Here is a 26,983-nt window from a genome sequence, read left to right on the forward strand (position 1 = left end):
GCACTATCAATAATTACTGAGGGCTCAGGGGAGGACTAAAAAATGAAAAAAGCATTAACGGGGTTAGTAAGCCTTGCTTTAGTCATGAGCATGATCGGATGCGGCTCCAATAACGACAAAGACGCGGCCAGCTCCGCTCCGGCGGCATCATCGCCGGCGGCTAGTTCGGCGGAAGCTTCGCCGTCGGCATCGGAAGGCGACAACAAAGATCCGGTTACGTTGCGCGTTGCCTGGTGGGGAGGTCAAGCCCGTCACGATTATACGCTGAAAGTCATCGAGATGTACGAGTCGCTTAACCCGCACGTAACGATCGAGCCCGAATATGCTTCCTTCGACGATCACTGGAAGAAACTCGCCCCGAACGCGGCGGCAGGCAATCTTCCCGACGTTATCCAAATGGATATTTCCTACCTTTCCCAATACGGCGGTCGCGGCCAGTTGGAAGATCTGACGGCTTTCACGCAAGACGGCACGATCGATGTGAGTTCCATCAGCGAAGCATCGTTATCCGGCGGTAAAATCGGCGATCAATTGTTCGCGATGAACCTCGGTTCCAACGCTCTCTTGGCAGTCGTCGATAAGGCGATGCTGGAGAAAGCGGGCGGCACGATGCCGACGCAAGATTGGAAATGGGAAGACTTCACTAAGTTAGGTCCGATCATGAAGGCGCAAGGTAAAATTCTGACGCAAGATCTTCGTCATGACGTATTCTTCCCGTTCTATCTACGAGGCCAAGGTCAACATATGTACGCGGCGGACGGTTCCAGCCTAGGATATGCCGACGACAAACCGTTCATCGACTTCTATACGATGTATCAAACGTGGTACGACAACGGAAATCTGTTGTCCCTCGACAAGCTGGCGCAGAAAAAAGGCACGCCTGAAGACGGCGAACTGGAGCTAGGCAACGCGGTTAGCACGTGGGGTTGGTCGAACCAATTCATCCTTTCGTCCAGCGTGGCGAAACGTCCGTTCGAGATTTTGCCGGTACCGGGCTGGAACGACAACAAAGCGTTGTTCCTGAAACCGAGCATGTACTTCTCGATCGCCAAAAACTCGAAAGTCAAAGAAGAAGCGGCGAAATTCATCAGCTTCTGGGTTAACGATATTGAAGCGAACAAAATCATCATGGGCGAGCGCGGCGTACCGGTTTCTTCCAAAGTGAAGGAAGCTCTGAAACCGAGCCTGACTCCGGATCAAGCGAAAGTATTCGATTACGTCGCATGGGCCGAACAGAACAGCAGCCAAATGGATCCGCCGAATCCGGTAGGGGCCGTCGAAGTCGACAAGCTTCTGAAAGATACGGCAGAGCAAATCCTGTACAAGAAGCTGACCGTTGAAGAAGGCGCGGCCAAGTTCCGCGAAGAAGCGAACAAAATTCTTGCTAAGAACAAAAAATAAGCCAAAGGCCAATGAAACCGGGTCCGCGATTATCGCGGATCCGGTTTTGCTTGCGTACGGGGATTCAGAATTGCGCGGCGAAGCGCCGGACTGCCGGAATTGCTCGAAATAATCGATTAGCTCCCCTTAGGCATGTCGGCTAATTGAACAAAAACAACGGTTTTTTGCCTTCAGATGTTCGATTGCGAACTTCATAATAAGAGTATGAGTAAACGCTTTCTAACCTAGCTAAAGCAACCGCAACCGCATCGAACCCGACATGCCCAAGGAGCTGAAATCATGAAACTACGCGAGAATAACCATGTGGTCGGCTACTTGTTCGCCGCTCCATTCATCCTGGGTTTCCTGGTGTTTATCGTTTACCCGGTGTTTTCCTCTCTCTACTATTCTTTCACGGACTACAACCTGTTGGAGTCGCCGAATTGGGTCGGCTTGGACAATTACCGAACGATGTTCACGGACGACGAGAAGTACATGAAGTCGATCTCCGTCACCCTTAACTACGTTTTCGCCAGCGTGCCTTTAAGGCTTGCTTTTGCCCTGGGAGTCGCGATGCTGCTTAACAAAGCGATATCGGGAATCGGACTTTATCGCTCGGCGTACTACCTGCCGTCATTAATCGGCGGAAGCGTCGCGGTATCGATCCTATGGTCGCAAGTGTTCGGCGATCAAGGGTTGGTCAACTCCGCGCTCGGCCTTATCGGGATCGATTCGGATACGTCTTGGATCGGCAATCCGGCCACGGCATTGTGGACGCTGATCGCTTTGTCCGTCTGGCAGTTCGGTTCCTCGATGCTTATCTTCCTTGCCGGATTGAAGAACATCCCGAAGGATTATTACGAAGCCGCCAGCGTCGACGGTGCGAACAAGGTTCGCCAGTTTTTCAAGATTACGCTGCCGTTGCTTAGTCCGATTATCCTGTTTAACTTAATCATGCAGACGATCTCCGCGTTCATGACTTTCACGCCGGCGTACATTATCTCCAGAGGCGAAGGCGGTCCGCTTGATCAGACGCTGTTGTACTCCCTGTACTTGTACAAAAGGGCGTTCGTGTTCTACGAAATGGGTTACGCTTCGGCAATGGCATGGGTAGCCTTGATCGTCATAGGTATCGTCACGTTGCTGATTTTCCAATCCTCCCGCTACTGGGTGCACTACGAATCGAAAGGGGACAAATAACATGGCGATCTCGCGCAAAAGATGGAAGTCGCTTTCTTATCATCTCCTCGTCGGCGGTCTGGCTTTCTGCATGTTCTACCCGATCTTATGGCTGATCGTCAGCTCGCTTAAGCCTAACGACGAAATCTTCACGACGGCGTACAGCTTGATTCCTAGCCGGATCGAATGGGACAACTACGTAACCGGATGGGCCGGTTTCGCCGGCAACTCGTTCGGAACGTTTTTCAAAAACTCGTTTATTATCGTCATCCTTTCGACGATCGGAGCGGTTTGCAGCTCCGGGTTGGTTGCTTACGCGTTCGCGCGCATCCCGTTCTTCAGCAAGGGCTTTTGGTTCGGTTGCATGATGCTGACGTTGATGCTGCCGCGCGACGTGACGATCATCCCGCAATTTATCATGTTCTCCGAGCTTGGCTGGCTGCAGTCGTTCAAACCGATTATCGTGCCGCAGTTTCTGGGAATCCCGTTTTTCATTTTTCTGATCATGCAATTTATCCGGACGATTCCGGCCGATCTCGACGAAGCGGCGAAAATAGACGGCTGCAGTAAATACGGCATTTTCTTCAAAATCATCCTGCCGCTTATCGTGCCGGCGCTTATGACGTCCGCGATCTTCTCCTTTTACTGGACTTGGGAGGATTTCCTCCATCCGCTGCTCTATTTGAACAAACCGGATTTATACCCGGTATCGCTCGCGCTTAAGCTGTTCCTCGACGGGGAGTCGCTTAACAACTGGGGCGGAATGTTCGCGATGTCGACGCTGTCTCTCGTACCGGTATTCGTTATTTTCTTTATTTTCCAGAAGTATATCGTCGAAGGAATCAGCACAAGCGGCTTAAAGGGGTAATTCACATTGGAGGGAGCAGACGACATGCCTGCATTGCAATTTAACGATAACGAAATCATCGAAGTTATCGATCGCGTAGTAGACCGGACGTTCCGGATGGATTTTAGCTGGGATTGGCCCGGCGGCGTAGCCTTTTATGGCGTGTGCGAAGCGTATGCGGCAACGGGGAAAACGGAGTATTTGGATCGGTTAAAAGCTTGGGTAGACGAAAATATGGAGGATGGGCTGCCTAAGCTGTCCGTGAACGGAGTATCAATCGGACATTCGTTGCTAACGCTCTATGAGGTTACGAAGGACGAGCGATATATCGAGACGGCGAAAGAAATGGCGGAGTATTTGACGCATGAAGCCGTCAGGTTCGGGGAGGGTATTTTCCAGCATACGGTCAATTCCGAAACCTACAATTTCCCCGAGCAGGCTTGGGTAGACACGATGTTCATGGCGGGGTACTTCCTGCTTCGGATCGGCAAGCTGTTGAATCGGGACGATTATTTCGCCGACGGATTACGTCAGTATCATGGCCATGAGAACGTTCTTCAGGATGCGAAGACTAACCTCTATTATCATGGTTGGGACAACATTGCGGGAAACCATATGTCGGGAGTTCACTGGGCGCGCGGCAATTCGTGGGCGGCATTAACGATGGCGCGGGCGCTGGATATCGTGCCGGTCGATCTTCCGAATTTCATGGTCATCGAAGGTTCGCTGCGAGATCAATTGAGCGCGTTAGCGCGATTGCAGGATGAATCGGGGTTATGGCACACGATATTGGATGATCCGTCTTCGCCTCTTGAGACGTCGGGCTCCGCGGGCATCGCCGCAGCGCTGCTGACCAAAGGCCGGCTTTACAACAAGTACACGCAACGTTCCATCGATGGAATCATCGCCCGGATCCAAGAGGACGGCACGGTAACCGGAGTTTCTGCCGGAACGGCCGTCATGCAAGACGCCGCGGGTTACAAGGGCGTACCCGATAAACGAATCCAAGGCTGGGGCCAAGGGCTTACGCTTGCTTTCCTTTCCGACGTGCTGAACGTACGTAAAAATCCATACTGATTGCAGTTGCCATTTCCTACCGATTCGGAGCATAATGGACGATAGAGGTGAGGAGATTGCTTCGGATTATGGCGGTTACGGAAGATCAGGAGTTGTTGGCGGAAGTTCCCCTTCATAACCTGATGGACGGCAATATCAAATGGTTTTGGGTCGATTTCGACTGTCCGACGAACGAAGAAATTCAGCTTTTGGACAGCTATTTTCATTTTCACCCGCTCGCGATCGAAGATTGCATGCATTTACTCCAGAGGCCTAAGGTGGACCATTACGAGGATACGCATTTCTTCGTTCTGCATGCCCTTCATCCCGAGACTCTTAAGGCTGAAGAGATCGATTTTTTCCTCGGTCCGAGAGGGATCGTAACATTCCATCTCGCTCCCTCTTCGGAAGTCGACGAGGCTTGGCGGAGAATGCAGGATTCGGCGATTCGCAAGGGCAAAGATCATAATTACGTCGCTTATTTGATCATGGACAAGCTTGTCGATAATTATTTTCCGACCTTATATACGATTGAGGATCAGTTGAACGAGCTAGAAGATCAGGGTGAAAATAGACCGGATATTCAGGCGTTGACGGAGCAAGTATACGACATCCGGGCGGATCTGCTCAGATTGAGGCGCACCGTCATTCCGATGAGGGATTTGCTTTATCGGGTCATTAACTCGGATAAGATCTCCGGCGTTAAAGAACAGCTCGCTTATTTCACGGACATCTACGACCATCTGTTGAAACTGACGGAGATGATCGAGTCTAACCGAGAGATGACGGCGGATCTCAGAGACAGCTACGATTCGTTGCGCTCGAACCGGATGAACGCGATTATGAAGACTTTAACGGTAATTACGACGATCTTCATGCCGTTAACCTTTATCGCGGGCGTATACGGAATGAACTTCGTCCATATGCCTGAGCTTGAGTGGAAAGCAGGTTACTTTGTCGTTATCGGCGTGATGATCACGTTAGGCGCGGGGATGTATATGTGGTTTAAGCGCAAGGGTTGGTTTGACTGAGGATTATTATGCTAGTCCATGTATCTTTTGTGTTATGTATTATTACATATAAAATGAAAAGTCTCTTCTTTTTCAAATCACATCCTATTTTATGTTATATTATATAACATAAAATAGGATGTTTTATTTGTGTAGGAGGGATCGGCGTGCGCGATGAAGTCAAGTTGGATTTTATTATCAAGGGTGGGAACGTCGTGCTTTCCGATCGCGTCCGCGTTGCGGATATCGGAATCCTTAACGGCGAGATCGTAGACATTGCCCCAGACATTCCATTTTCCGCTAAGCAAACGATAGATGCGCAAGGATTATTCGTGATGGCTGGAGCCGTTGACGCTCATGTTCATCTCAATGAACCCGGGCTAGGCGAATGGGAAGGATTCGAGAGCGGTTCGGCTGCGCTTGCGGCCGGAGGCTGCACGACTTTCATCGATATGCCCTTGAACGGGCTTCCTCCGACGGTGAACGTGGATGCCATGAACCGGAAGCTTGAAGCTGCCGCAAGGTCGGGCGTTCATGTCGATTACGCGTTATGGGGAGGACTCGTTCCGGATAACCTGGAGGAGCTGGCGGCATTGGCGGACGCCGGGGTCGTCGGATTTAAGGCGTTCATGTCTTTCCCTGGCGATACGGGCGAGGGCTGCTTTAGGGAAGTAGACGATATTGCTCTATTCGAAGGGATGAAAGTTCTAGCAAGCAAAAATAAAGTGTTGGCTGTCCATGCGGAAAGTCAGGAAATCATCGCGGCGATGTCCAAGAAGTTCGAGGGTCGCATACGGAGAAGCGTAGGGGATTTTCTGGAATCTAGACCGCTCGCGGCTGAATTGGATGCGGTCCGCAGAGTGCTCCTGTTCGCGGATAGGACGGATTGCCCTCTGCACCTCGTGCATATTAGCAGCCCTCAAGCCGTTGATATCATTTGGGAGGCGAAGCAGAACGGCGTTAATGTTACGGTAGAAACTTGTCCTCATTATTTGCTCTTCACGGATGAGGATATGGGGAATTTAGGTCCTCTGGCGAAATGCGCGCCTCCCATGCGCGGAATGAGGGAGAGGGAAGGATTGTGGGCGAGAATAGCGGAGGGTAAAGTCGATCTGATCGCTTCCGATCATTCGCCCTGCCCTCCTGCGATGAAAATGAACGCCGGCGACGATTATTTTGCGATATGGGGCGGAATATCCGGCGCTCAGAGTACGTTAGAGTTGATGTTCGATGAAGGGTATCTCCGCAGAGGCATTCCGCTGCCTCTGTTATCCCGCCTGCTCTCGGAAAATCCGGCCAAGAGGTTCGGATTGTTCCCCGGGAAGGGGAAGCTCGCGATCGGCTCGGATGCGGATATCGTCCTCGTGAATCCGGATGCGCCTTACGTGCTTCAACCCGAGCAACTCCTTTACCGGCATCGGCAGAGCGTGTATGCCGGACGGGAATTCCGCTGCCGGGTTATGCTGACGATGAGTCGCGGGAAAGTCGTCTATACGCCGGAGCTGGGAGTCGGAGCGTCCATGGAAGGGATCTGGATTCCGACGAAGGAGGAACAATCGCGTAAACGGAAACTTTTATAGCTTTGGCTGGCGTTTTCCGCTTAATTATAGTAAATGTCTTCATTCTCGGTTTCGGCTTCGGAATGATCTTCTGCCGTATCCGAACCTGAGTCGATATCGGTATAGACGTACTCAGCTTGCTCCGATTCCTCTGCTTCATCGCCGGTATAGAATCCGGAAGGCGCTTGTGCCCGCTGGTCGGAAGCGTTGTCAGGCGCCATCTCCTCGGGTCTGCGGTTCAATTCGGAAGGCTTCAAGTTCTGACCGTCGGGGTTGTTGGCCTTATTTAACAGCTCCGAGAGAACGGCGTTTTTTTGTCCGTGCCTATGGCGCATTTGGGTTTCGGCCGTTTCCGGATTGTGGTTGGCGTAACCGAGCAGTTCCGTTGCCGAGGCCTGCATATTCTGCGTACCGCCTTTTCCGACGAATTCGACGCCGAGCCGCTCGGTTTGTACTTTTCTTTTTTCCAACTGCTGAACGGTTTGCATCATCTGCATGGATCCGGGTTGATAGTGGCCGCTCGTATCGGAGACGAGCTCGATTTGTCCGTCTCTCACTTGCAATTCGCCCGCCCCCGCTACGTCCTTGCCGCCATGGAAGCTGGAGTGATGGAATCGCTCTTGCATTGGAAGGCCTTGGTTAAGGGCATTTTGTCCCCGATCTTCGTTTTCCTTGATGGCGTCTGCCGTATGGAATTGCCCCTCTTTATCCATCGTGAAAATATGGCGATCCGGCTTAGAGCCCTTAAAAGCGGCTTGCCTGGCTCCGATCGTGCTCAGCTCGCTTCCGTCCGAAGCGTTCGTCATTTGGCCTTGATCGTTGAAGCCGCGGGCGAATGGCGCTCTAGCCTCGTCCGTATCGGCGTAAAAGGTTTGGGAAGGCAATACGGTATTCATTCTCGCGTTCGGCCCGATGACGTCTTGCTTGTCGAACTTCGGCATCGAAGGCAACATCGGTTTCATCTCGAATGAACTTGCGTTCGGAACGTTGGGAGCTTGCTGCGGGATCGAAGACGATGAATCCGTATCCGTGTAATAAGTCGTATCGGGGGCGGTCGGAGCCCCGGAGTAACCGCTTGTAATGACGGGAGGAGAGGAGGCGGTTTCCGTATAATAAGGGGTTTCGGGCGCGACATCCATGCTTTGCATCGTAGCTTGGTTTCCAATCGATTGCTGCATGTCCGTCAATGGGTTTTGTTGCGCTTGCCTGTGGGAACCGATCATCGGGGGTCTCGCGGGACCGGGCGATCGTTGGGCGCCCAGGAACGGCGCCTGACCTCCGGAAATCGCGTTGCTACGAGCTCTTGTCATGGATTTTTCTCCAATCTAAAAGTAGTTTATGCGCGGTTTCTAGTTGCTGTCGTACTAAGTAACTGTTGTAAAACTCGTTTTTCTTGGCGTGGCTTTTGCGCATTTGCGCTTCGGCGGTATGCGGACTATGGTTCGCGTACCCGAGAAGTTCCAAGGCGGAGACTTGCATGTTCTTGTTCGGCTGATCTTGCTTCAAAGGGTTATCTTCCTCATCTAGCTGGAGATAGCCGTTCTCGTCTTCCTCGTCTTCCTCGTCTTCCTTGTCTTCCCGTTTCCCGACGAACTCCACGCCCAATCTTTCCATGGCAACCTTTTTTCTCTCCAGCTCCTGAACGGTTTGCATCATTTGCTTGGATCCCGGTTGGTAGTGCCCGCTTGCATCCGAGACGAGCGCGACTTGACCGTCCCTGACCTGCATCTCTCCTGCTCCGATTGCTGAAGATCAAGCACGGGGTTCATATGTAATTGCGCTCCGAGCGTAACTCCGCGAGCGGGAGCTTTCGATTTTCAGTTGCCTGTGAATAATGGCTTGAGTCCGCCGATGGCGCCGTTGCCCATGGAAATCGTCTCCAATAGTCGAATTTAATTCCATCGTACGATTTTTCGACTGTTTTCGCAATGAAAAAATCCGGTTTGTCCTCCCCGAATAGTTAACCGCCCTCGTCCCACACCCCGTTTCCGGTTCCGGCATATGAAGTAAGAGACAATCTGTCGGATAAGGGGGATTGACCGTGAAAGTGGTCATTCTGGCCGGAGGCTACGGTACGAGATTTAGCGAAGAAACGGCAAATCGGCCGAAGCCGCTTATCGAGATCGGGGATAAACCGATTTTGTGGCACATTATGAAGCTTTACTCGCATTACGGGTTTCAAGAATTCATCATCCCTCTCGGCTACAAAGGGGTGCTGATCAAGGAATTTTTCGCCCATTATTACTTGCATGAGTCCGACGTCACCTTCGACTTCGCCGACGGCGGCAGCATGACGATGCACCAACGCTGCACGGATCCGTGGAAAGTCACTTTAGTGGATACCGGCAGGGATACGTTAACCGGCGGTCGCATTCAGCGCATTCGGCCTTATTTGGACAATGAGCCTTTTCTTCTTACTTATGGCGACGGCTTAAGCAATGTGAACCTCTCTAAGCTCGTAAAATACCATCGCTCTCATGGGAAAATGGCGACCGTAACCGCGGTGCAGCCGGGAGGAAGATTCGGAGCTTTGCAAATCGGCGCATCGGGAAAGGTAGACGGGTTTCGAGAAAAGCCAAGCGGGGATGGCGGATGGATCAACGGCGGTTTTTTCGTGTTTCAGCCGGAGGTGTTCGCGTACATGGGGGGAGACGATACGATGCTCGAGAAGGAGCCGTTGGAAGCGCTGGCGGGGCAAGGTCAGTTGAAAGCTTACGAGCATGACGGGTTCTGGCATCCGATGGATACGCTGCGCGATAAAACGTTGTTAGAAGGATTGTGGAAATCGGGCAGCGCTCCTTGGAAAGTTTGGCCGACATGAAGGCAGCGAGATACATGATAGATTTTCTTGCGGAGTCCGGCGTCAAGCACGTGTTCGAAATGGCGGGAGGGGCGATTGCCCATCTGTTGGATGCGTTAGATGAACGGGATGATATCCAGGCCGTAGCGATGCATCACGAGCAAGCGGCAGCGTTCGCCGCTGAAGGATACGCGCGGGTTAACGGCAATATCGGCGTTGCCATGGCGACGAGCGGTCCGGGTGCCTTAAATCTGCTGACGGGCATCGGAAGCTGTTACTTCGATTCGGTGCCCTGCTTGTTCTTGACCGGGCAAGTGAACACGTTCGAGTATAAATTCGCCGATAAGGTGCGTCAGAACGGATTTCAAGAGACGGATATCGTAAACGTAGCTAAGCCGCTAGTGAAATACGCCGCAATGGTGACGGATGCGGCCAACCTTCGATATGAGCTGGAGAAGGCGGTATTTCTTTGCCGCTCGGGGAGACAGGGACCCGTACTGTTGGACATACCGATGGACGTGCAACGAGCGGAAGTGGTTCCGGAGCGGCTAGACAGTTATTACGCCAGCAAAGAATATGCCTTGGAGCTTGCCGGGAGTCCTTCCGGTCCTGCCGATGCGGATATTCGCCAGACGATCGCGCTGCTTAAGAAGTCGACTCGTCCGATCGTTCTCGTCGGGGAGGCGTGAGGGCTTCCGGAGCAACGAACGCGGTAAGGGAATGGTTAACTTTGTCGGGCATTCCCGCCGTCTGTTCGCTTATGGGATTAGACGCGATAGTTTCGGAATATGCTTGGAACTTGGGACTCATCGGTTCTTACGGCCACCGCTACGCTAATCTGGCGTTAGCGAATTGCGACTGCTTGTTGGTGCTGGGATCGCGGCTAGATACAAGGCAGACCGGGACGAGGCCGGAGACGTTCGCGCGAGGGGCGAAGGTAATTCATGTAGATATAGACGATGCGGAGTTGGGGAGGAAAGTGAAAGCGGAGCTCGCTATCCATAGTCCTCTGCGGCCGTTCGCGGAGAAGCTGTTGGCGGCGTGGAAAGCCTACCCGATTCAGCAGCAATGGACGGCTTGGAAAGATCGGCTGGACTTTTACCGCAAGCGGTACCCGACCGGGGGCGGTGGGTTAGAGAATGAATCGATCGATCCGAATCGGCTTATGAAACGGCTTGGGGATGCGTTAGGGAACAAGACGATCGTCTGTCTTGACGTCGGACAGCATCAAATGTGGGCGAGCCAGTCTTTGGCGATAAGAGGAGATATGCGAATGTTGAACGCGGGAGGAATGGGGGCGATGGGCTTCGGTCTTCCCGCGGCGATCGGTGCCGCCTTCGCGGCATCGGATCGGCGAATCGTCATGATCGCCGGAGACGGAGGGATGCAGGTCAACCTCCAAGAGTTGCAAACGGTCGTTCGGTGGAAGCTGCCGATCGCGATGATCGTTCTGAACAACCGTTCGCTTGGCATGGTCAGGCAGTTCCAGGATCTCTATTTCGGCGGCCGACAAACTTCCACGGTGGACGGATACAGCAGCCCGAATTTCGTGAAGCTATCGGAAGCCTACGGTATACCGGGTTCTTATGTCTCGAATGAGGAAGAATTTCGGGCTTGGGCGGCTTCCGTAGACGCGCAAAGAACGGTAGGCCCGGATTTAACCGAGATCGAAATCGCAATGAGCTCCGCCGTGCATCCGAAGCTAGGAGTTGGCCGGCCGGTCGAGGATATGGAGCCGTTATTGGAGCGCGAGGAATTGCGAAGACTACTGCTCGTTCCTCCTATTGAAGAAGAAGGACCTGCCTCGTGAGCGGGTCCTTCTTCTTTTATGCGGATAGCAGGATAAATCGGCAACCTGGATCATCCGGTTTTCGCGGTTACTTAATGAGTCCTTTATTGATTGGATGATGCTTGCTCACGATCTGCTTGAATTGCTCTTCTTGAGCGCTGTCCGTGAATCGGTCTCTCGGAAGCACCCAGAATTCTCTCTTGTCTAGGAAGAGATAATAAAATCGATCCGTAGCCCAAACCTTCTTCACGCTGTTCCAGTCGGTTTCGGAATGGAGGTCTTCGGAATTCAATTGGATTTTCTCGTCGCCGACGGATAGGGTGAATAACTTGTTATATCTCGGATCGCTGGTAAATCTCGAGGGCTGAAGATAGCAGGATGCCGCATAAGAGGCGCCGAGCGCCAAGATGACGAAGAGGGCGATCCATAATAGCCTTGAGTTGGAATTCTGGCTGTACATAATGATTTCTAACAGGACGATCGCTAAGCCGATCCCGTTCGAGACCCAGAACCGGAGAGAGTTATGATGGTACCCTCTGATTGCTTTCCCCATATATTCGCTGTACTTAAACGTGATGTCGACCAACTTGAATTTCCTCCTTAAATAGGTGAATCGAATATCGTTTTACTCTAGAGAAGCTTTCGCCGTTTGCAACGCGTCGATGATTCGTTCTAACTCTTCGCGATTATCGATGAACAACGAGACGTATTTCGGACGGTAACCGCTGCTCGAAAGCTCGATGTGAACCTGTTTTTTATCGTTATCGGCACTGATATCGATAAATTCGGTCGTATATATCATTCGGCTGGCCAATAGAAAACCTCCAAGATCAGATATATAAACTATATCAAACTATATCATATCTTGCGAAAGTTTGGGCAGCGGCGATGAACGTTAAGCGACACCGTACAACCTTAAGGGATTAATGTTAAAATGGTACGTACAAGTGATTTCCTGTGGTATACTGTCCATAATGATTTTGACGAGTTCGCGCGAGCTGGAGGTACTTAGAGATGAATGCACAATCGCCGAAATATTTGCAGCTTAAGGAAGAGATCTTATCATGGATCGCGGGCGGGCGGTATCGTCCGGGAGACAAGCTGCCTTCGGAGAACGAATTGGCGGAGCAGTTTTCCTTGAGTCGACAGACGGTGCGCCAATCGATCGGAGAGCTTGTCGCGGAAGGGTGGCTCACCCGAGAACAGGGAAAAGGAACCTACGTGAGCAGGCAATCCGCCGAGCGCCGCAGCGCTTCGGGGAACCGTACCGTAGGGGTCATCACGACCTCTATATCGGACTACATCTTTCCTTCTATCGTCCGAGGCATCGAATCGGCGCTTAAAGACAAAGGCTACCGTCTGCTGTTGTCCAGTACCGATCATCGCAAAGACCGGGAGCGGGAGTGCTTGGAGATGATGCTGAGCCACTCGGTATGCGCGCTTATCGTGGAGCCGACCAAGAGCGCCGAAGGGAATCCTAACTTCGATAACTATTTGGCGATCGAGGACCACGGAATTCCGGTGCTGATGATCAACGAATCTTATCCGGATTTGGAGTTTCCGAGCGTGAGAATGGATGACGACGCCGGCGGACTGATGGCAGCCGACTACGTGCTAAAGCTGGGTCATCGGAGAATCGCCGGTTTTTTCAAAACGGACGACTTGCAAGGGGTACGCAGGATGAAAGGGTTTATTCGCGCTTGCAGAGAGTATCAGCTTCCATCCGACGGAAATTCGATTGTACGGTATTCGACCGAAAATAAAGACGAGCTTCCTCAGAGGATGCTCCGCGAACTGCTCCTTTCCGATCAGCCTCCTACGGCGATCGTATGTTATAACGATCAACTGGCCGTATCGCTGCTTGATACGATCAGGGATCTGGGCTTGAGGATTCCGGAAGACTTGTCGATGATAGGATACGACGATTCTTTTCTAGCGACGGCAACGGAAACGAAGCTAACGACGATCGAGCATCCGAAATCGGGTCTCGGCGAATTAGCGGCGAACGTTCTGATCGCGCAACTGGAGCAAGGGAACGCTCCGTCAAGCAAAGAAATGCTGCATCCGCCGAAGCTGATCGTTCGCCAATCCGTTCTGGATATCCGTTGACGGAAACTATCGACACACCTGTACGTACAAGTGTATAATATGGGCTGTAGATTGTTTGACGACACGCACTGGAATAGGGATTCGCGCAGAAGGAAGGAGTGTTTCACTTGTTGGAACAACTTAAAGAAGTCGTATGTCGGGCGAATGCGGAACTGCCGACTTACGGATTGGTAACTTTCACGTGGGGGAACGTGAGCGGCTTCGATCGGGAGTCGAAGTTAATGGTTATCAAGCCGAGCGGCGTGCCGTACGAGGAGCTGAAGCCGGAGCAAATGGTCGTCGTGGACTTGGACGGCAACATCGTGGAAGGCACAATGCGACCTTCCTCGGATACGCCGACCCATTTGGTTCTCTACTGTTCTTTTCCGAATATCGGAGGTATCGTTCACACGCACTCGCCATGGGCGACAATATGGTCGCAGGCAGGTCAAGGGATTCCGGCGCTAGGGACGACGCAAGCCGATTATTTCTACGGAACGATTCCTTGCACTCGCCCGATGACGGACGCGGAAATCGAAGGGGCATACGAAGCGGAAACCGGGAATGTCATCGTTGAGACTTTTCGGGGAATCGATCCGAACCGTATTCCGGGCGTGCTCGTGAACAGCCATGCGCCGTTTGCCTGGGGCAAGGATGCCATGGATGCGCTGCACAATGCGGTGGTGCTGGAGGAAGTGGCCAAGATGGCTTACCATACAAGACAGTTAAACGCCGGCATCCCTTCCATGAACCAAACGCTGCTGGACAAACATTATTTGCGTAAACACGGAGCTAATGCTTATTATGGTCAACCTGGCGATTCGAGACATTGATGCAATGAAGGATTAATCCATATTCATACAGGAGGCTTACCATGAGCCAGAAATATGCAATCGGAGTTGACTACGGCACGCAATCCGGACGCGCGGTTCTCGTCGATCTATCTAACGGACACGAGATCTCCGATCACGTCACACCTTATCCCCATGGCGTTATCGATGAGAAATTACCGACTTCGGGTTTACCATTAGAGCATGACTGGGCTTTGCAACACCCGGACGATTACTTAGAGGTGCTCCGTCGTTCCGTTCCGGCGGTTCTTAAGCAATCCGGAGTCGATCCTAGCGACGTTATCGGATTAGGGATCGATTTTACGGCTTGCACGATGTTGCCTATCGACGAGCAAGGAGTTCCCTTGTGCTTCAAGCCGGAGTGGAAAGATAATCCTCATGGCTGGGTGAAGCTGTGGAAGCACCATGCGGCGCAAGACGAAGCGGATCGTCTGAACGCGATCGCGGCGGAGCGCGGCGAGAAATTCCTGCCCCGTTACGGCGGCAAGATTTCTTCCGAATGGATGATCGCGAAAGTATGGCAGATCGTTAATGAGGCTCCTGAAGTATACGAGGCAACCGAATTGTTTACGGAAGCGACGGATTGGGTCATTTCGCAGCTGACGGGTAATTTCGTTCGCAATAGTTGCACGGCGGGGTACAAGTCGATCTGGCACAAGAAGGACGGTTACCCTAGCAAAGATTTCTTCAAAGCGCTCGACCCGAGATTGGAAAATCTGACGGAAACGAAGCTGCGTGGAGAAATCAAACCTCTCGGCACCAAGTCGGGCGAATTGACGGAAGAGATGGCGAAGCTGACCGGGTTGAACGCGGGTACCGCTATCGCGGTCGGTAACGTAGACGCGCATGCTGCCGTTCCGGCAGTGGGCGTCGTTACGCCGGGTAAGCTCGTAATGGCCATGGGAACTTCCATCTGCCATATGCTTCTGGGTACGGAAGAGGTTGAAGTCGAGGGAATGTGCGGAGTCGTCGAGGACGGAATCATTCCGGGATACCTCGGATACGAAGCCGGCCAATCCGCCGTTGGAGACATTTTCGAATGGTTCGTGGAAGAAGCGGTGCCTGCTTATGTGAAAGAAGCCGCAGAGAAAGACGGAGTGGGCGTACATCAATGGTTGACGGAGCGGGCAGCGACTTATAATCCCGGGGAAACGGGCTTGCTCGCGCTAGATTGGTGGAACGGCAACCGTTCGGTGCTCGTGGATACGAATCTAACCGGAGTAATCGTCGGATACAGTTTGCTGACGAAGCCGGAGGAAGTTTATCGGACTTTGCTCGAAGCGACGGCTTTCGGTACGCGCAAGATTATCGATGCGTTCCATAGTAACGGAGTCCCCGTGGACGAGGTATACGCGTGCGGCGGACTTCCGCAGCGCAACAGCTTGCTGATGCAGATCTACGCGGACGTAACGAATCGAGAGATTAAGATCGCGGATTCGAAGCAAACGCCGGCGATCGGAGCCGCGATGTTCGGAGCGGTTGCGGCCGGTAGCGCCAAAGGCGGCTACGACAGCGTCGTGGATGCCGCCAAAGCGATGGCTCGCGTGCGCGAGGAGACGTTCAAGCCGATCCCGGCTAACGTTGCCGTTTACGAGAAGCTGTACCAAGAATACGGCACTCTTCACGATTACTTCGGTCGCGGCGCCAACGACGTCATGAAGCGGTTGAAGTCGTTAAAGGACGAGGCTTCTCATTAAGGCGGCGGAGTCGCGATAGGCTGAGATTTTACGAAAATAAGCGATAAGCGTTGGCTGGAACTTACTCTTAGTTCATGTAGAGTGAGTTCCAGTTTTTTTGCGTTGTCGCAAAAAAAATAAAAAATGTCGAAATTTGTTGCAACCTTTATGGATTTCGGGTGTGTATAGTTTGTAAATACGATAAGGGGAAGGTAGAACACATGACCAAAAGCTACTTCGCGAAAACGGTAATCGGTACGACGGCTATTCTGATGCTGACAGGAATGACAGGCACGATTTTCAAAGATAGGATCAATATCGCTCACGCCATGGATACGGTACCTATTGCGTTGAACAACTCGCCTACTGGAGATCAGGCTGCGGTTTCTGCATCAACGATCGAACTCTTCGGAGTATTTAATCCGAATCACCTTTACTTAAGCAACGGGACGGTATCGATAAGCGCAACGGCCGGCTCGGTCACCGTCACAGCGACGACTACGGCAGGGGGGCTAGTCGATTCCATAGGAATCACATTTTACTTGCAGAAATTAAACGGGGGTACATGGGAAAACGTGGGTTCGGGAACTGCGACAGGGGGGAATAATGCCGTCACTTATTCGAATACCTTTTCTAAATCAGTTACGGCCGGAACGACGTATCGTGCCCGAACCGTTCATTGGGTGAGCGAAAACGGAGTTTACGAGGAAGGCGAGAGATTCAGCAACTCAATCGTAGGAAAATAATGAATCGGCATTCGGAGTGGATCAAGGAAACGCAACCCCTACCTGAATCTCATGATATTCCTGAAAATACGCTTATTTCCATTACCTTCCAACAGGAAATTAACAGGCACACCTTAAATATGAGGAATATCCTGATTCTGAACGGCAATTCCGGAGGCAGGTTGATATCGAATTGCTTTCTGTATCGTTACATAGCCGAAGAGAGGACTTTATACCTCTATTTGAAAGCGGATGCCGAAAGATTAGGCTCCAATAATATGATAGAGATTATCGTGACGGGCAGAATCTCGAACCATCGGAATATGAGAATGGAAATTCCGTATTCTCTAAGGTTTACGACCCAGTGAAGAGGGCACGGAATAAAAACAAGGTTGGCTGGGTCAACCCTTGCCAACCTTGTTTGATTACTCGTACATGCCTTCGTACATTTCGATTAATTCGTCCTTAGGTACGACGCCGCTCAGAGTAATTTGGAGGCCGTGCGAGATTGTATCAAGCGCATTGCTGCCGTCCGTCGCGCTTGTTAAGATGGCTGGACCGTCGCTCAGGTCAACCTTGGTTACGGTCACGCCTTCGGCCTCGGCATTCATTCCGAAACCGGTCGTATCCTGAGGGAGCTTTCGTAACTGTACCGTCATGAATTTTCCCTCTTCGGTGTTGAATAGATAGATTGCCTGATCGGCCTTATCGTTCCCATCGTAGAAATACACTTGCGCTTGATAGAAGGAATAGCCGCTCGGGGAGTATTGAAACATCGGTGCTTCGAAGGAGAGCAAGTGGCCGGCTTGCGCTTTGGAAACGTTCGCCATGATTAAGTTCTCATTGATCTTCTGGACGTCTAAACCCTCAAGATACTCGTGCGACGGCGTCTCTGCTTGGGAGGTATTCTGATCTTCCGATCGCCCCATGAAGAAGCCGAGAAGACCCGAAGGATATTCTTTAATCGTCGTATAGATCGGGTCGATTGCTTTTGTTGCTTGGGAATTCCCGAAGATCGCGGCGCCAATCAAGACGGAGGCTGCGATTACGGATAGCTTCGATAATCTCGAAAATCTGTTTCTTCTTTTGCGACGTGCGGATAGCCGCTGCTGTACTCGAAGCCAAGAAGGTCTGTGATCGATCGAAACGTTATCGTTGAACTGCTTGGAGGAAACCTCGAACGCGGCATCGAACATCTGATCGAATTGATCCTTATTCATCTCGGTTTCCCCATTCCTTGTACAGTTTTCTCTTAAGATAACTGCGGGCTCTATGCAGTTTGTGTTTGACCGCGGCTTCCGTATCGCGGGTTTCCACCGCGATTTCCTTATAACTTAACCCCTTTTTCCACTTCAACTCGATAATGGCGCGTTGCTCGGGCTTCATGTCTTGCAGATGATGGGAGATCCGCTCTTCCAAGGATTTGGTTTCGACTTCTTGTTCGACGGATACCGCGGCCGCTTGCGACATCGTTCCGCTATCCCAAGGGAATTCCAAGCTGACGTCGTTTCGGAACTTTTTTCTTTTGCGGATATGGTTGATCGTGAAGTTCTTGGCGACGACCTTGATCCAAGCTTTCATATGCTCCTCGTTCTCGACCGAAGGACATTTACTTAGGGCTGCCATGAAGGTTTCCTGGATGATATCTTCCGTCGCGGCATGGTCATTGATCATATATACGATCGGTTTATAGAGGAATTGGTAAAACTCGCGGTAAATCTCTTCCTGCAGCGTCTGGTTTAACGTGTGGAAGCTTGAACCAAGAAGAAGGAGCAAATTCGGTTGCATAAGAAGGATTCACCCTATTCCACCTTGAGATAATAACGCTTTGAACGCATACACTTTCAGTTTAGTCTAAATCAAGAGGCTAGAGAAGCCATTATTTTACAATGATAAAACGAAATGTTCAACGGTTGACCTACTGTACGTAAGGAGCGAACTTATAGCTTAGCCTTGGATTGCCGTTTTGTCTTCCTCTTTAAGATCTTGTATGATACGGAGATAACTGGCAAACAAAGGAAGGGGCTTGTCCGCTTGCGTCGTTCAACGGCATTGAAAATCGGGGCTGCGGTTGTTGTCGTGGCAGTCTTATTGTGGATCGACTTTAAGTATTTGAATGTGAATCCGGCATCGATACGCACTTGGGTGTTATCGTTCGGTTGGCTGGCGCCGGTTCTATATGTTGCTATGTACATCGCTCGTCCGTTTATTTTATTTCCGGCTTCGGTTCTATCGATGGCGGGAGGTCTTGCGTTCGGAACATGGTTCGGAATGCTCTATACGTTGATCGGAGCCGTTACCGGGGCGGTGTTGTCGTTTCTCTTGGCAAGGAAAATAGGCGGGGGTTTCTTTCGGGGAAAAGAGGATCCGAGGTTGGTGAAAATAGAGCAGGCGATGGAGAGACGGGGGTTTATGATGGTGCTTCTGTTTCGGATTGCCCCATTCGTACCGTTTGACTTGGTGAGTTACGCCGCCGGCGTTGCCCGAGTCCCGTTGCGGGCTTTCTTGCCCGCAACGATTATCGGGACATTACCGGGAACGTTCGCTTATAACTTTCTCGGCGCTAGTTTAACTAAGGGCAGCTGGCGGGATTTCGGAATCGCCGCATGCGTATTTGCCGTTGCTTTGGCCGTTCCGTTTCTGTTTCGCCGCAAGGTGGAACGGGAGATGGAAGGCGGCAAGTGAACGATTTAAAGAGGGATCGGCACGGCTCCCGTTAAGTTGATTAGTTCTAAGCCGACGATGCTTCCAGGCTCGGCCGGCGAATTGAGAATGGTTTGCGGCACGACTCGCCCGTTGTAACGAAGCCGCACATCGGTCTGTCCGCCGATTGGAATACCGGCAACGCTGCGAATGAAACCTTGCGGTCCGAAGTCGACAAGACCGGTCGAGGCGAGAGCTTGGCTGATCGTAATCCCCGGGTAAAAAGGAATATAGTTCGTGTAGTTCACCCAAGGAAATGCGGCTCCTCCGTTAATTCGAACCGTGATATAGGCCTGCGGGAAAGGCTGCGGTCCTGGAATCGGGATGGGGATCGGTACTGGGATCGGGATCGGAAAAGGTCCTGGTCCGGGAAATGGCGGTGGAAAGGGACCGGGTCCAGGGAACGGCGGTGGCGGGAAAGGTCTAGGGCCGTGCCCGGGTCCCCCTGGTCCACCAGGACCACCGGGCCCACCTGGTCCAGATCCGGGGAACGTTGGAAATCCGCCAGGCCCGCCGGGTCCACCCGGATTACCGGGCCCATTGGGACCACCGGGTCCGCCAGGCCATCCAGGTCCACCCGGGCTACCTGGCCCACCGGGTCCGCCAGGCCATCCAGGTCCACCCGGGCTACTTGGCCCACCGGGTCCACCAGGCCATCCAGGTCCACCCAGGCTACCTGGCCCACCGGGTCCGCCAGACCATCCAGGACCACCCGGGCTACCTGGCCCACCGGGTCCACCTGGTCCACCTGGTCCACCTGGTCCTCCAGGTCCACCCGGGCTATTTGGCCCTCCGGGTCCACCGAATATGCCCCCTCCTTGTCCACCAGAGCCTCCTCCGAACAACCCTCCGAGCAGACCGCGCTCTTTTTCTTGCGGGAAAACCCACCATGGAATCGGACGCGTCAAGTAAGATGGGGGTTGCTCTTCGCTCTGATGTAAATGGACGACGTCCCCCTTTTTAGACTCTTTTTTATTGTTTTTGCCGGACGAGGCTTTAGTTTGATGTTGCGTGGATTGACGGGATGAAAGCTTGGCTTTCTGATCAGCGGCTGCTTTGCGCAATAACGGTTTCGCACCCGTCGATCGCGATTTCGACATCGTTGTTCCTCCTTTGCCCATGGGCGAATGACGATTACTGCAGGATATGCGCCCATAAGCTAACGGGTGATAAACAAGGTAGTGGGGGGTCGCTTAGACGAATGATGGAGAAATAGAGGGAGCCGGCCAACCAAGCGTCGAAGATAAGGTACTCACAGTGCGCTACAGACAAACTCACCCAGCATCTGGCGAAGATAAGGTACTCACAGTGCTCTACAGCCAATTCTACCCACCAAGCGCCGAAGATAAGGCACTCACAGTGCTCTACAGACAACTTCACCCAACATCTGGCGAAAATAAGGTACTCACAGTGCTCTGACCGGCTGGCTATCAACCACACCAACTACCACGCGCTGAAAAAAAGGTACTCAAAGTACGCTACGGAATGTGACAACTTAGATTTGTGAGGCGGGGTTTGTTTAAGATACTCTCAGTGCTCTAACCGCCTGGCTATCAACCACACCCACCGACCACGCGCTGAAAAAAGGTACTCTCAGTGTCCTGCCGAAAGCGAATGCTTCGAATTGCGAGAAGGTTGTTGAAGGCGGGGTTTGTTTTGTGGTACTCAAACCACACCACCGACCACGCCACCCGCCAAGAAGGGGAAAGAACCGCCAAGAGGCGTGACTGATAACCCAAAAATAATTTAATAAAGCGTTTCCAAACTATATTGACAACAATTCGTTCACCCTTTATATTTACATTAAACGTTTAACTAAGAGGGAGGCTGGTTCCCACGAGATCATGAGGAAAATTACGATAAAAGACGTAGCCCGCAATGCCGGAGTATCCATCGCAGCCGTATCTTATGTGCTTAACGGCAAGGAAAACAAAGTGTCGCAGGACACCATAGCAAGAATCCACGAATCGATTAAGGATTTGAACTATATCCCTAACATGACTGCGCGGGGGTTAGTTAAGAACACATCGGAACTTATCGGAGTCATTATTCCGCAGACCGAAGACCACAAGCAACTCGTTTTCGAAAACCCTTTTTACAGCGAAATGATCAGCGCCATCGAAGGCGTCGTACGCGATTACGGCTATCATATTATTCTAGCGGGCGTAGACAAGGGTAAGACGTACCTCGATATTTCCACCTCGCGCAACCTAGACGGCGCGATTATCATGGGTATCTATTCGGAGCAGCTCTATGAAGAATGCAAGCTGGCGAACATCCCGATCGTGCTTATCGATAGTTACGTACACGACAACGACTTCGCGAAAGTCGGAATCGACGACGAGTTGGGCGGCTATTTGGCGACCAAACACCTGATAGACAACGGTCATCGCAACATCGGGCTCGTTACCGGGATGATCCGCAAGGACGGCGTCGTCGAGAAAAGATTTCTAGGTTATAAGCGCGCCTTGCAGGAAGCCGGTCTATTCTACAACTCGGATTACGTGTTCGAGAATTCCGTTAGCTACGTGCACGGACGCAACTCGGGTTCATTGATCGCGAGTAAATTTCCGGAGATTACCGCGATATTCGCAACGGCGGACATGGTCGCTTTCGGCGTCATCCGGGGCATCAAGGAGTCCGGCAAGGAAGTTCCCGGGGACGTATCCGTAATCGGGTTCGATGATATTTCCATGGCGAACATTTTCTTGCCTCCGCTGACAACGGTGAAGCAGCAGATTTCATTAAAAGGCGAAACCGCGGCTAAGCTCCTTATTGAACAGATCAGAAACAAACGCGGAGTGAAGAACCAGGGCGACCGAACGGAAATTCCGCTAGAGGTCGTGGAAAGGGAAACGGTCCGTAAGTTAACCAAGTAAACTGCGAGGCACGCTACTCACCAAATTAATCTCGCAGGTTTCGAAGGTTAAACGCTTAATCTAGCTTGTCCATGCAAGAATGGCCTTCAAATTAGGTATAGGGGGATGTATTCGATGGTACAGTTCAGATTCATGAAGGCGTTTTCATTATTCCTTGTGCTCACTATGGTTGTCGTATTGGCAGCATGTTCGGGAGGGAACGGCAACAATTCAGGTTCAAACGCTAGTCCGTCAGTGAAAGCTTCGGACACTCCGAAGGAATCTTCTCAGGAGCCGTCGGAACAAGCTTCCGAGGAGCCGGCTAAGGAAGAGAACGTAACGGTGAAGTTCGGCAACTTCTCGGGCTCAGGCGATACCGCGAAATATTTGACGCAAATGCAGGAAGCCTTCCAGAAAGAACACCCGAACATCAAGATAGATATCGAGACGATCGCTTACGGAGATTATTTTACCCAGATGCAGACGAGAGTGGCGGCGGGGCAAGCGCCGGACGCCTACGAGCTTAACTATGAAAACTTCGTATCGTATGCGAAGAAAGGCGTACTGCTCGACATCAATCCTTTCTTCGATGCGACGCAATTCGATAAATCGACGTTAAACGCTCAAGCGCTAAATGCCTTCTCGGCAGACGGCGTACAATACGGCATGCCGGGAAGTTTCTCCAACGTCTTGCTGTTCTACAACAAAGAGCTGTTCGAGAAAGCGAAAGTCGATTTGCCGACGAAAGATTGGACTTGGAAAGAATTCGACGAGGCGGGCGCTAAGATCCGCGCGTTGGACAAAAACACGTACGGCGTGTTCCAACCGATTCAGTTCCATGAATTCTATAAGCTCGTTCAGCAGAATGGCGGTAGCTTGCTGAATGCGGACAAAACGGCGTTCACGGTCAATACTCCCGAGAACGTGGAGACGCTGCAAAGGATTGTCGACCGCGTGCTGAAGACGAACATTATGCCAACGCAAGCTCAGCTTAGCGGTGTAGGCGATTGGGATCTGTTCAAATCGGGTCGATTGGGCATGATCGTTACCGGCGTATGGGCATTCTCCGACTTTATGAAGAACGTGACGTTCGAATGGGATGTCGCCGTCGAGCCCGGCAATAAGAAGAAGGCGACTCATTTCTTCTCCAACGGTCTGGTCATCAACAAAGACAGCAAAGTGGCAGAGGCGGCATTCGAATGGATCAAATTCCTGTCCTCCAGCAAGGAAGCGGCCCAAATTCGCGTTGACGCGGGATGGGAGCTGCCGGCGGTCACTTATCCGGACGTATTGGAATCCTACCTGAAATTGACGCCTCCGTCTAACCGCCAAGCGGTGTTCGATTCATTGGAATATTTGGTTACTCCGCCCGTCATCGAGCAATTCGGGGAAATGGCGGACATTCTGGGCATTCACTTAACGGCGGCCTCCGAAGGGGCGAAAACCGCGCAACAAGCGTTGGATGACGCTCAGAAGGAATTGACGGATAAAATCAAGCTATAAATAAGTAAGACGTTCGCGATGGAACGGAATGATCATCTATAAACGGACGAAGCGGCTGTCGGTTTACGTTGAACGACAGACCGACAGCCGCTTGTTCCTGTTGCGAGGTGTAGGATGCAAAGCGAAAGAAACCGCAAGAAATGGCTGACGATAATCCTATTCTTGTTGCCCTCGACGATCGGGCTTCTCGTTTTTAGCGTAATCCCTATCGTCTACTCTCTCGTCATCAGCTTCACGGACTGGAACGGATTAAATCCTTGGAATCTCGCGGCTGGAACGCCGGATTTCATCGGGTTCGGCAATTTCAAGTCAATCCTCGAAGGGGAAGAATTCTGGCGGGTGCTTAAGAACACGATGTATTATATCGTTCTCTATATCCCGCTCATTCTGATCGCTTCGGTGTTGGCGGCCGTCCTTCTTAACAATACGTACAAGGCTATCGGATTGTATCGCGTCATCTTCTTCATTCCGGTTCTGACGTCTTGGGTAGCTGCGGCATTGATCTGGAAATGGCTTCTCAGCGATGAATACGGACCTATTAACGCGATCTTGTCTTTCGTCGGCATCGATGGGCCTGCTTGGCTCCAAGATCGGATTTGGGCAATGCCAGGTATCGTGTTCGCGAGTATTTGGAAGGACATGGGCTTCTTCGCGCTAATTATTCTTGGCGGCTTGCAGGCGATTAATCCGACTTATTACGAAGCCGCCCACATGGACGGAGCAAATTTCTGGAGCCGTTTTATCCGAATCACGCTGCCGCTCCTGTCTCCGATGCTGTTTTTCGTACTCATTATGTGCGTCATTAATTCGTTTCAGCTTTTCCCGCAAGTGATGATCATGACCCAAGATGCCGGGCCCTATGGTTCCACGCAGGTAATGGTCGAAAGAATCTATAAGTTCGCGTTCAAATATTACAAGATGGGATACGCTTCGTCGTTCTCCTGGATCTTGTTCGTCATTATATTCGTTTTCACCGCGGTACAGATGAAGCTGCAGAAAAAGTGGGTGCATTATGACTCGTAACCGGTTGGCCAAACCTCTGTTGTTTTATTCGTTCGCGTCGTTGCTCGCGGTGTTCGCGCTCATTCCTTTTTTCTGGATGGTCAGTACGTCGCTCAAGAGCAAGGGAGCTCTGATCAGCATACCGATCGAATGGATTCCGGAGAAAATATCGTTCGAGGGATACAACAAAATTTTTACGGTATTCCCGTTCGCGAAAGCGATCTTTAACAGCTTATTCGTCTCGATAGCAAGCACCTCGCTTGTCATCGCTTCGGCTCTAATGGCCGCTTACGTATTCGCCAAAATCGAGTTCAAAGGCCGGGAGGTCGTATTCGCTCTCTTCCTGGCCACGATGATGGTACCCGGACAAGTGACGATGATTCCCGTATTCCTCGTGCTTAAAGAATTTCAATTGTTGAATTCGTTCACGGGACTTCTTCTCCCTACCATCTTCAATCCGTTCGCTATTTTCATGCTTAGACAACACATCAAGACGATTCATAACGATTTCGTGGACGCGGCGTTCATCGACGGGGCTTCGCAAGCGAACATCTTTCTGCGAATCATCGTTCCGCTGTCGATGCCTATCGTCGCTACCCTTGGAATCGTAACGTTCATGGGGGCATGGAACGATTACTTCTGGCCGCTGATCGTATTGTCGGACAAGGAACTCATGACTTTGCCGCTCGCCCTTAATTCGCTTAACGGACAATACGCCAGCGAGTATAACACGTTAATGGCAGGCAGTCTTATCTCCATGCTTCCCATCATCCTTTTGTATATTTTCGCTCAGGGCTTTTTCAAAACCGGACTTCAGCTTGGAGGGATTAAGTAATGCAGGAAACATCGAAACCGCAAGAAATCAGAATTGGCATCATCGGACTTGGAGGCATGGCCGGAGAACATGTACGGCATTTATCTAAGCTGGAATCCGTCCGGATTACGGCCGTATGCGACACGAACGCCGACGCTGTAGAGAAATTCTCGAGCAAGATCGGCCTTGGGCAGGTACAAGGCTATACGGATTACGCCGGATTAATATCGGATCCCGAAGTAGATGCCGTGCTCTCCATTACACCGAACGACGTTCATTATCGGATATTGGAATGCTGCATGAAGCATCGCAAACCGTTCATGACCGAGAAGCCGTTCACGCGTACGTATGACGAAGCATTCGAACTGTATCGGCAATATCTTCCGAACCCTCTGCAAGGCATGGTCGGATTCTCATATCGCTACGTTCCTTCCTTCCGTTACGCCCGGGACTTGATCCGCGGGGGAGCGATCGGGACGGTTCGAAGCGTCTTCGTTCAGTATTTGCAGTCTTGGGGCATCCCGATGTTCGATACTCCGATGAACTGGCGGTATGAACGGGCGATCACCGGAACAGGAGCGCTTGGGGATTTAGGCTCCCATATGGTGGACGCCGCGCGATTCATGATCGGCGAGTTCAAGGAGGTTGCCGCGCATCTGAATACGTTTATATCCCGTCGTCCGGATCCGAAATCGGGCGGAGAAGGGACGGTAGACGTCGACGATTTCGCCGGTTTCGTGGCTTTGCTCGATGGAGGCGTATCGGGAGTTTTCCAAACTTCCCGCAACGCATACGGTTCCGGTAATCAACTAGAGTTAACGATTCACGGCGATCTGGGTACGATTAAGGTCAACTGCGAGAAACCCGAAGAGTTGGTATGGATTCGACCGCAAAGCGAATTGGACAATCCGGGCTCGAGCGTGACGGAAGCACGGCGAGTGCCCCCTAAATACGAGCTTGGCCAGATGCAGGATTTCATCGATATGGTGCGCGGACGAGTTCGCGATGAGCTTCCATCTTTGGTGGACGGCTATGAGAACCAGCGAGTGCTCGAAGCGATAGCTCGGGCTGCCGGAGAACGAAGAACGATTGCTTTATCCGAGATTCCTTCGCCGGAAGAAGCGTTGAAGGGGGCGAATTAAG

Annotated in this window: 28 protein-coding genes; 20 read left to right on the forward strand and 8 right to left on the reverse strand. The window is 51.7% G+C overall.

The window, feature by feature from the left end:
• Positions 1-42 precede the first annotated feature (42 nt).
• From HH215_RS30420 to allB, 6 genes are all read left to right on the forward strand, one after another.
• Entirely contained in the window at positions 43-1,401 is a 1,359-nt protein-coding gene (locus HH215_RS30420; protein ID WP_169283312.1) for an ABC transporter substrate-binding protein, read from the forward strand.
• Positions 1,402-1,680: 279 nt separating this feature from the next.
• Complete coding sequence (locus tag HH215_RS30425; RefSeq protein ID WP_169283313.1) at positions 1,681-2,580, forward strand: carbohydrate ABC transporter permease; 900 nt, start codon at positions 1,681-1,683, stop codon at positions 2,578-2,580.
• 70 nt (positions 2,581-2,650) lie between these two features.
• Positions 2,651-3,427: a carbohydrate ABC transporter permease gene (locus HH215_RS30430; RefSeq protein WP_375140535.1), complete on the forward strand. Its 777-nt coding sequence runs from the start codon at positions 2,651-2,653 to the stop codon at positions 3,425-3,427.
• A 24-nt stretch (positions 3,428-3,451) separates the two neighbouring features.
• Positions 3,452-4,483 (forward strand): glycoside hydrolase family 88/105 protein, encoded by a 1,032-nt coding sequence (locus HH215_RS30435; RefSeq protein ID WP_169283315.1) that lies wholly within the window; start codon positions 3,452-3,454, stop codon positions 4,481-4,483.
• A 56-nt stretch (positions 4,484-4,539) separates the two neighbouring features.
• Positions 4,540-5,493: a magnesium/cobalt transporter CorA gene (gene corA, locus HH215_RS30440; RefSeq protein WP_169283316.1), complete on the forward strand. Its 954-nt coding sequence runs from the start codon at positions 4,540-4,542 to the stop codon at positions 5,491-5,493.
• 146 nt (positions 5,494-5,639) lie between these two features.
• Positions 5,640-7,052, forward strand: coding sequence for an allantoinase AllB (gene allB / locus HH215_RS30445; protein ID WP_169283317.1), 1,413 nt, complete (start codon positions 5,640-5,642; stop codon positions 7,050-7,052).
• A gap of 20 nt (positions 7,053-7,072) precedes the next feature.
• On the opposite strand, the gene HH215_RS30450 is transcribed toward allB, so the two are convergent.
• Positions 7,073-8,341, reverse strand: a complete 1,269-nt coding sequence (locus tag HH215_RS30450) for an IQM protein middle domain-containing protein (protein ID WP_169283318.1) — start codon at positions 8,339-8,341, stop codon at positions 7,073-7,075.
• Complete coding sequence (locus tag HH215_RS30455) at positions 8,325-8,759, reverse strand: hypothetical protein (RefSeq protein ID WP_169283319.1); 435 nt, start codon at positions 8,757-8,759, stop codon at positions 8,325-8,327. Before HH215_RS30455 ends, HH215_RS30450 begins: the two co-directional genes overlap by 17 nt.
• Before the next feature lie 313 nt (positions 8,760-9,072).
• Between HH215_RS30455 and rfbF the strand changes: the two genes are divergently transcribed.
• Genes rfbF through HH215_RS36155 form a run of 3 tightly spaced genes read left to right on the forward strand, consistent with a single transcriptional unit; the run spans position 9,073 to position 11,641 of the window.
• The gene (gene rfbF / locus HH215_RS30460) at positions 9,073-9,852 is read left to right on the forward strand and encodes a glucose-1-phosphate cytidylyltransferase (RefSeq protein ID WP_169283320.1); all 780 of its coding nucleotides are present in this window, start codon (positions 9,073-9,075) and stop codon (positions 9,850-9,852) included.
• Positions 9,849-10,520, forward strand: a complete 672-nt coding sequence (locus HH215_RS36150) for a thiamine pyrophosphate-binding protein (protein WP_217362255.1) — start codon at positions 9,849-9,851, stop codon at positions 10,518-10,520. Before rfbF ends, HH215_RS36150 begins: the two co-directional genes overlap by 4 nt.
• Positions 10,517-11,641, forward strand: coding sequence for a thiamine pyrophosphate-binding protein (locus HH215_RS36155; protein WP_217362256.1), 1,125 nt, complete (start codon positions 10,517-10,519; stop codon positions 11,639-11,641). The genes HH215_RS36150 and HH215_RS36155 overlap by 4 nt, the downstream gene beginning before the upstream one ends.
• 67 nt (positions 11,642-11,708) lie before the next feature.
• On the opposite strand, the gene HH215_RS30470 is transcribed toward HH215_RS36155, so the two are convergent.
• Together HH215_RS30470 and HH215_RS30475 are read right to left on the reverse strand one after the other, a co-directional pair.
• The gene (locus HH215_RS30470; protein ID WP_169283321.1) at positions 11,709-12,206 is read right to left on the reverse strand and encodes a YcxB family protein; all 498 of its coding nucleotides are present in this window, start codon (positions 12,204-12,206) and stop codon (positions 11,709-11,711) included.
• Between the two features lie 39 nt (positions 12,207-12,245).
• Positions 12,246-12,434 carry a hypothetical protein gene (locus HH215_RS30475; RefSeq protein WP_169283322.1) on the reverse strand — a complete coding sequence of 63 codons (189 nt, stop codon included), beginning with the start codon at positions 12,432-12,434 and terminating at the stop codon, positions 12,246-12,248.
• A 200-nt stretch (positions 12,435-12,634) separates the two neighbouring features.
• Between HH215_RS30475 and HH215_RS30480 the strand changes: the two genes are divergently transcribed.
• The 5 genes from HH215_RS30480 (at position 12,635) to HH215_RS30500 (ending at position 17,328) form a co-directional block, all read left to right on the forward strand.
• Positions 12,635-13,729: a GntR family transcriptional regulator gene (locus tag HH215_RS30480; RefSeq protein ID WP_169283323.1), complete on the forward strand. Its 1,095-nt coding sequence runs from the start codon at positions 12,635-12,637 to the stop codon at positions 13,727-13,729.
• A 107-nt stretch (positions 13,730-13,836) separates the two neighbouring features.
• On the forward strand, positions 13,837-14,541 hold the full coding sequence (gene araD / locus HH215_RS30485; protein ID WP_169283324.1) for an L-ribulose-5-phosphate 4-epimerase: 705 nt from the start codon (positions 13,837-13,839) through the stop codon (positions 14,539-14,541).
• A gap of 41 nt (positions 14,542-14,582) precedes the next feature.
• A complete protein-coding gene (locus HH215_RS30490; protein WP_169283325.1) occupies positions 14,583-16,256 on the forward strand; it encodes a ribulokinase in 1,674 nt (557 codons plus the stop codon).
• A 200-nt stretch (positions 16,257-16,456) separates the two neighbouring features.
• Positions 16,457-16,981 (forward strand): hypothetical protein, encoded by a 525-nt coding sequence (locus HH215_RS30495; protein ID WP_169283326.1) that lies wholly within the window; start codon positions 16,457-16,459, stop codon positions 16,979-16,981.
• Positions 16,981-17,328: an Ig-like domain-containing protein gene (locus tag HH215_RS30500; RefSeq protein WP_169283327.1), complete on the forward strand. Its 348-nt coding sequence runs from the start codon at positions 16,981-16,983 to the stop codon at positions 17,326-17,328. Before HH215_RS30495 ends, HH215_RS30500 begins: the two co-directional genes overlap by 1 nt.
• 57 nt (positions 17,329-17,385) lie before the next feature.
• Here the strand turns inward: HH215_RS30500 and HH215_RS30505 are convergent, their stop codons facing one another.
• Both HH215_RS30505 and HH215_RS30510 read right to left on the reverse strand, forming a co-directional pair.
• Positions 17,386-18,180, reverse strand: coding sequence for a DUF4367 domain-containing protein (locus HH215_RS30505; RefSeq protein WP_169283328.1), 795 nt, complete (start codon positions 18,178-18,180; stop codon positions 17,386-17,388).
• Positions 18,173-18,748, reverse strand: coding sequence for an RNA polymerase sigma factor (locus tag HH215_RS30510; RefSeq protein WP_169283329.1), 576 nt, complete (start codon positions 18,746-18,748; stop codon positions 18,173-18,175). The genes HH215_RS30505 and HH215_RS30510 overlap by 8 nt, the downstream gene beginning before the upstream one ends.
• A gap of 246 nt (positions 18,749-18,994) precedes the next feature.
• Between HH215_RS30510 and HH215_RS30515 the strand changes: the two genes are divergently transcribed.
• Positions 18,995-19,645, forward strand: coding sequence for a TVP38/TMEM64 family protein (locus HH215_RS30515; RefSeq protein ID WP_169283330.1), 651 nt, complete (start codon positions 18,995-18,997; stop codon positions 19,643-19,645).
• Positions 19,646-19,650: 5 nt separating this feature from the next.
• Here the strand turns inward: HH215_RS30515 and HH215_RS30520 are convergent, their stop codons facing one another.
• Together HH215_RS30520 and HH215_RS36160 are read right to left on the reverse strand one after the other, a co-directional pair.
• The gene (locus HH215_RS30520; RefSeq protein WP_169283331.1) at positions 19,651-19,911 is read right to left on the reverse strand and encodes a hypothetical protein; all 261 of its coding nucleotides are present in this window, start codon (positions 19,909-19,911) and stop codon (positions 19,651-19,653) included.
• Positions 19,908-20,489 (reverse strand): hypothetical protein, encoded by a 582-nt coding sequence (locus HH215_RS36160; protein WP_217362257.1) that lies wholly within the window; start codon positions 20,487-20,489, stop codon positions 19,908-19,910. The genes HH215_RS30520 and HH215_RS36160 overlap by 4 nt, the downstream gene beginning before the upstream one ends.
• Before the next feature lie 1,018 nt (positions 20,490-21,507).
• Between HH215_RS36160 and HH215_RS30530 the strand changes: the two genes are divergently transcribed.
• The 5 genes from HH215_RS30530 (at position 21,508) to HH215_RS30550 (ending at position 26,982) form a co-directional block, all read left to right on the forward strand.
• Positions 21,508-22,542: a LacI family DNA-binding transcriptional regulator gene (locus HH215_RS30530; RefSeq protein WP_169283332.1), complete on the forward strand. Its 1,035-nt coding sequence runs from the start codon at positions 21,508-21,510 to the stop codon at positions 22,540-22,542.
• A gap of 114 nt (positions 22,543-22,656) precedes the next feature.
• The gene (locus tag HH215_RS30535; protein ID WP_169283333.1) at positions 22,657-24,024 is read left to right on the forward strand and encodes an ABC transporter substrate-binding protein; all 1,368 of its coding nucleotides are present in this window, start codon (positions 22,657-22,659) and stop codon (positions 24,022-24,024) included.
• A gap of 114 nt (positions 24,025-24,138) precedes the next feature.
• Positions 24,139-25,047 (forward strand): carbohydrate ABC transporter permease, encoded by a 909-nt coding sequence (locus HH215_RS30540; RefSeq protein WP_169283334.1) that lies wholly within the window; start codon positions 24,139-24,141, stop codon positions 25,045-25,047.
• On the forward strand, positions 25,037-25,861 hold the full coding sequence (locus HH215_RS30545; RefSeq protein WP_169283335.1) for a carbohydrate ABC transporter permease: 825 nt from the start codon (positions 25,037-25,039) through the stop codon (positions 25,859-25,861). Before HH215_RS30540 ends, HH215_RS30545 begins: the two co-directional genes overlap by 11 nt.
• A complete protein-coding gene (locus HH215_RS30550; protein WP_169283336.1) occupies positions 25,861-26,982 on the forward strand; it encodes a Gfo/Idh/MocA family protein in 1,122 nt (373 codons plus the stop codon). Before HH215_RS30545 ends, HH215_RS30550 begins: the two co-directional genes overlap by 1 nt.
• The last annotated feature ends 1 nt before the right edge of the window (position 26,983 follow it).

Origin of the sequence: Cohnella herbarum, assembly GCF_012849095.1 — a bacterium.
Classification (GTDB): domain Bacteria; phylum Bacillota; class Bacilli; order Paenibacillales; family Paenibacillaceae; genus Cohnella; species Cohnella herbarum.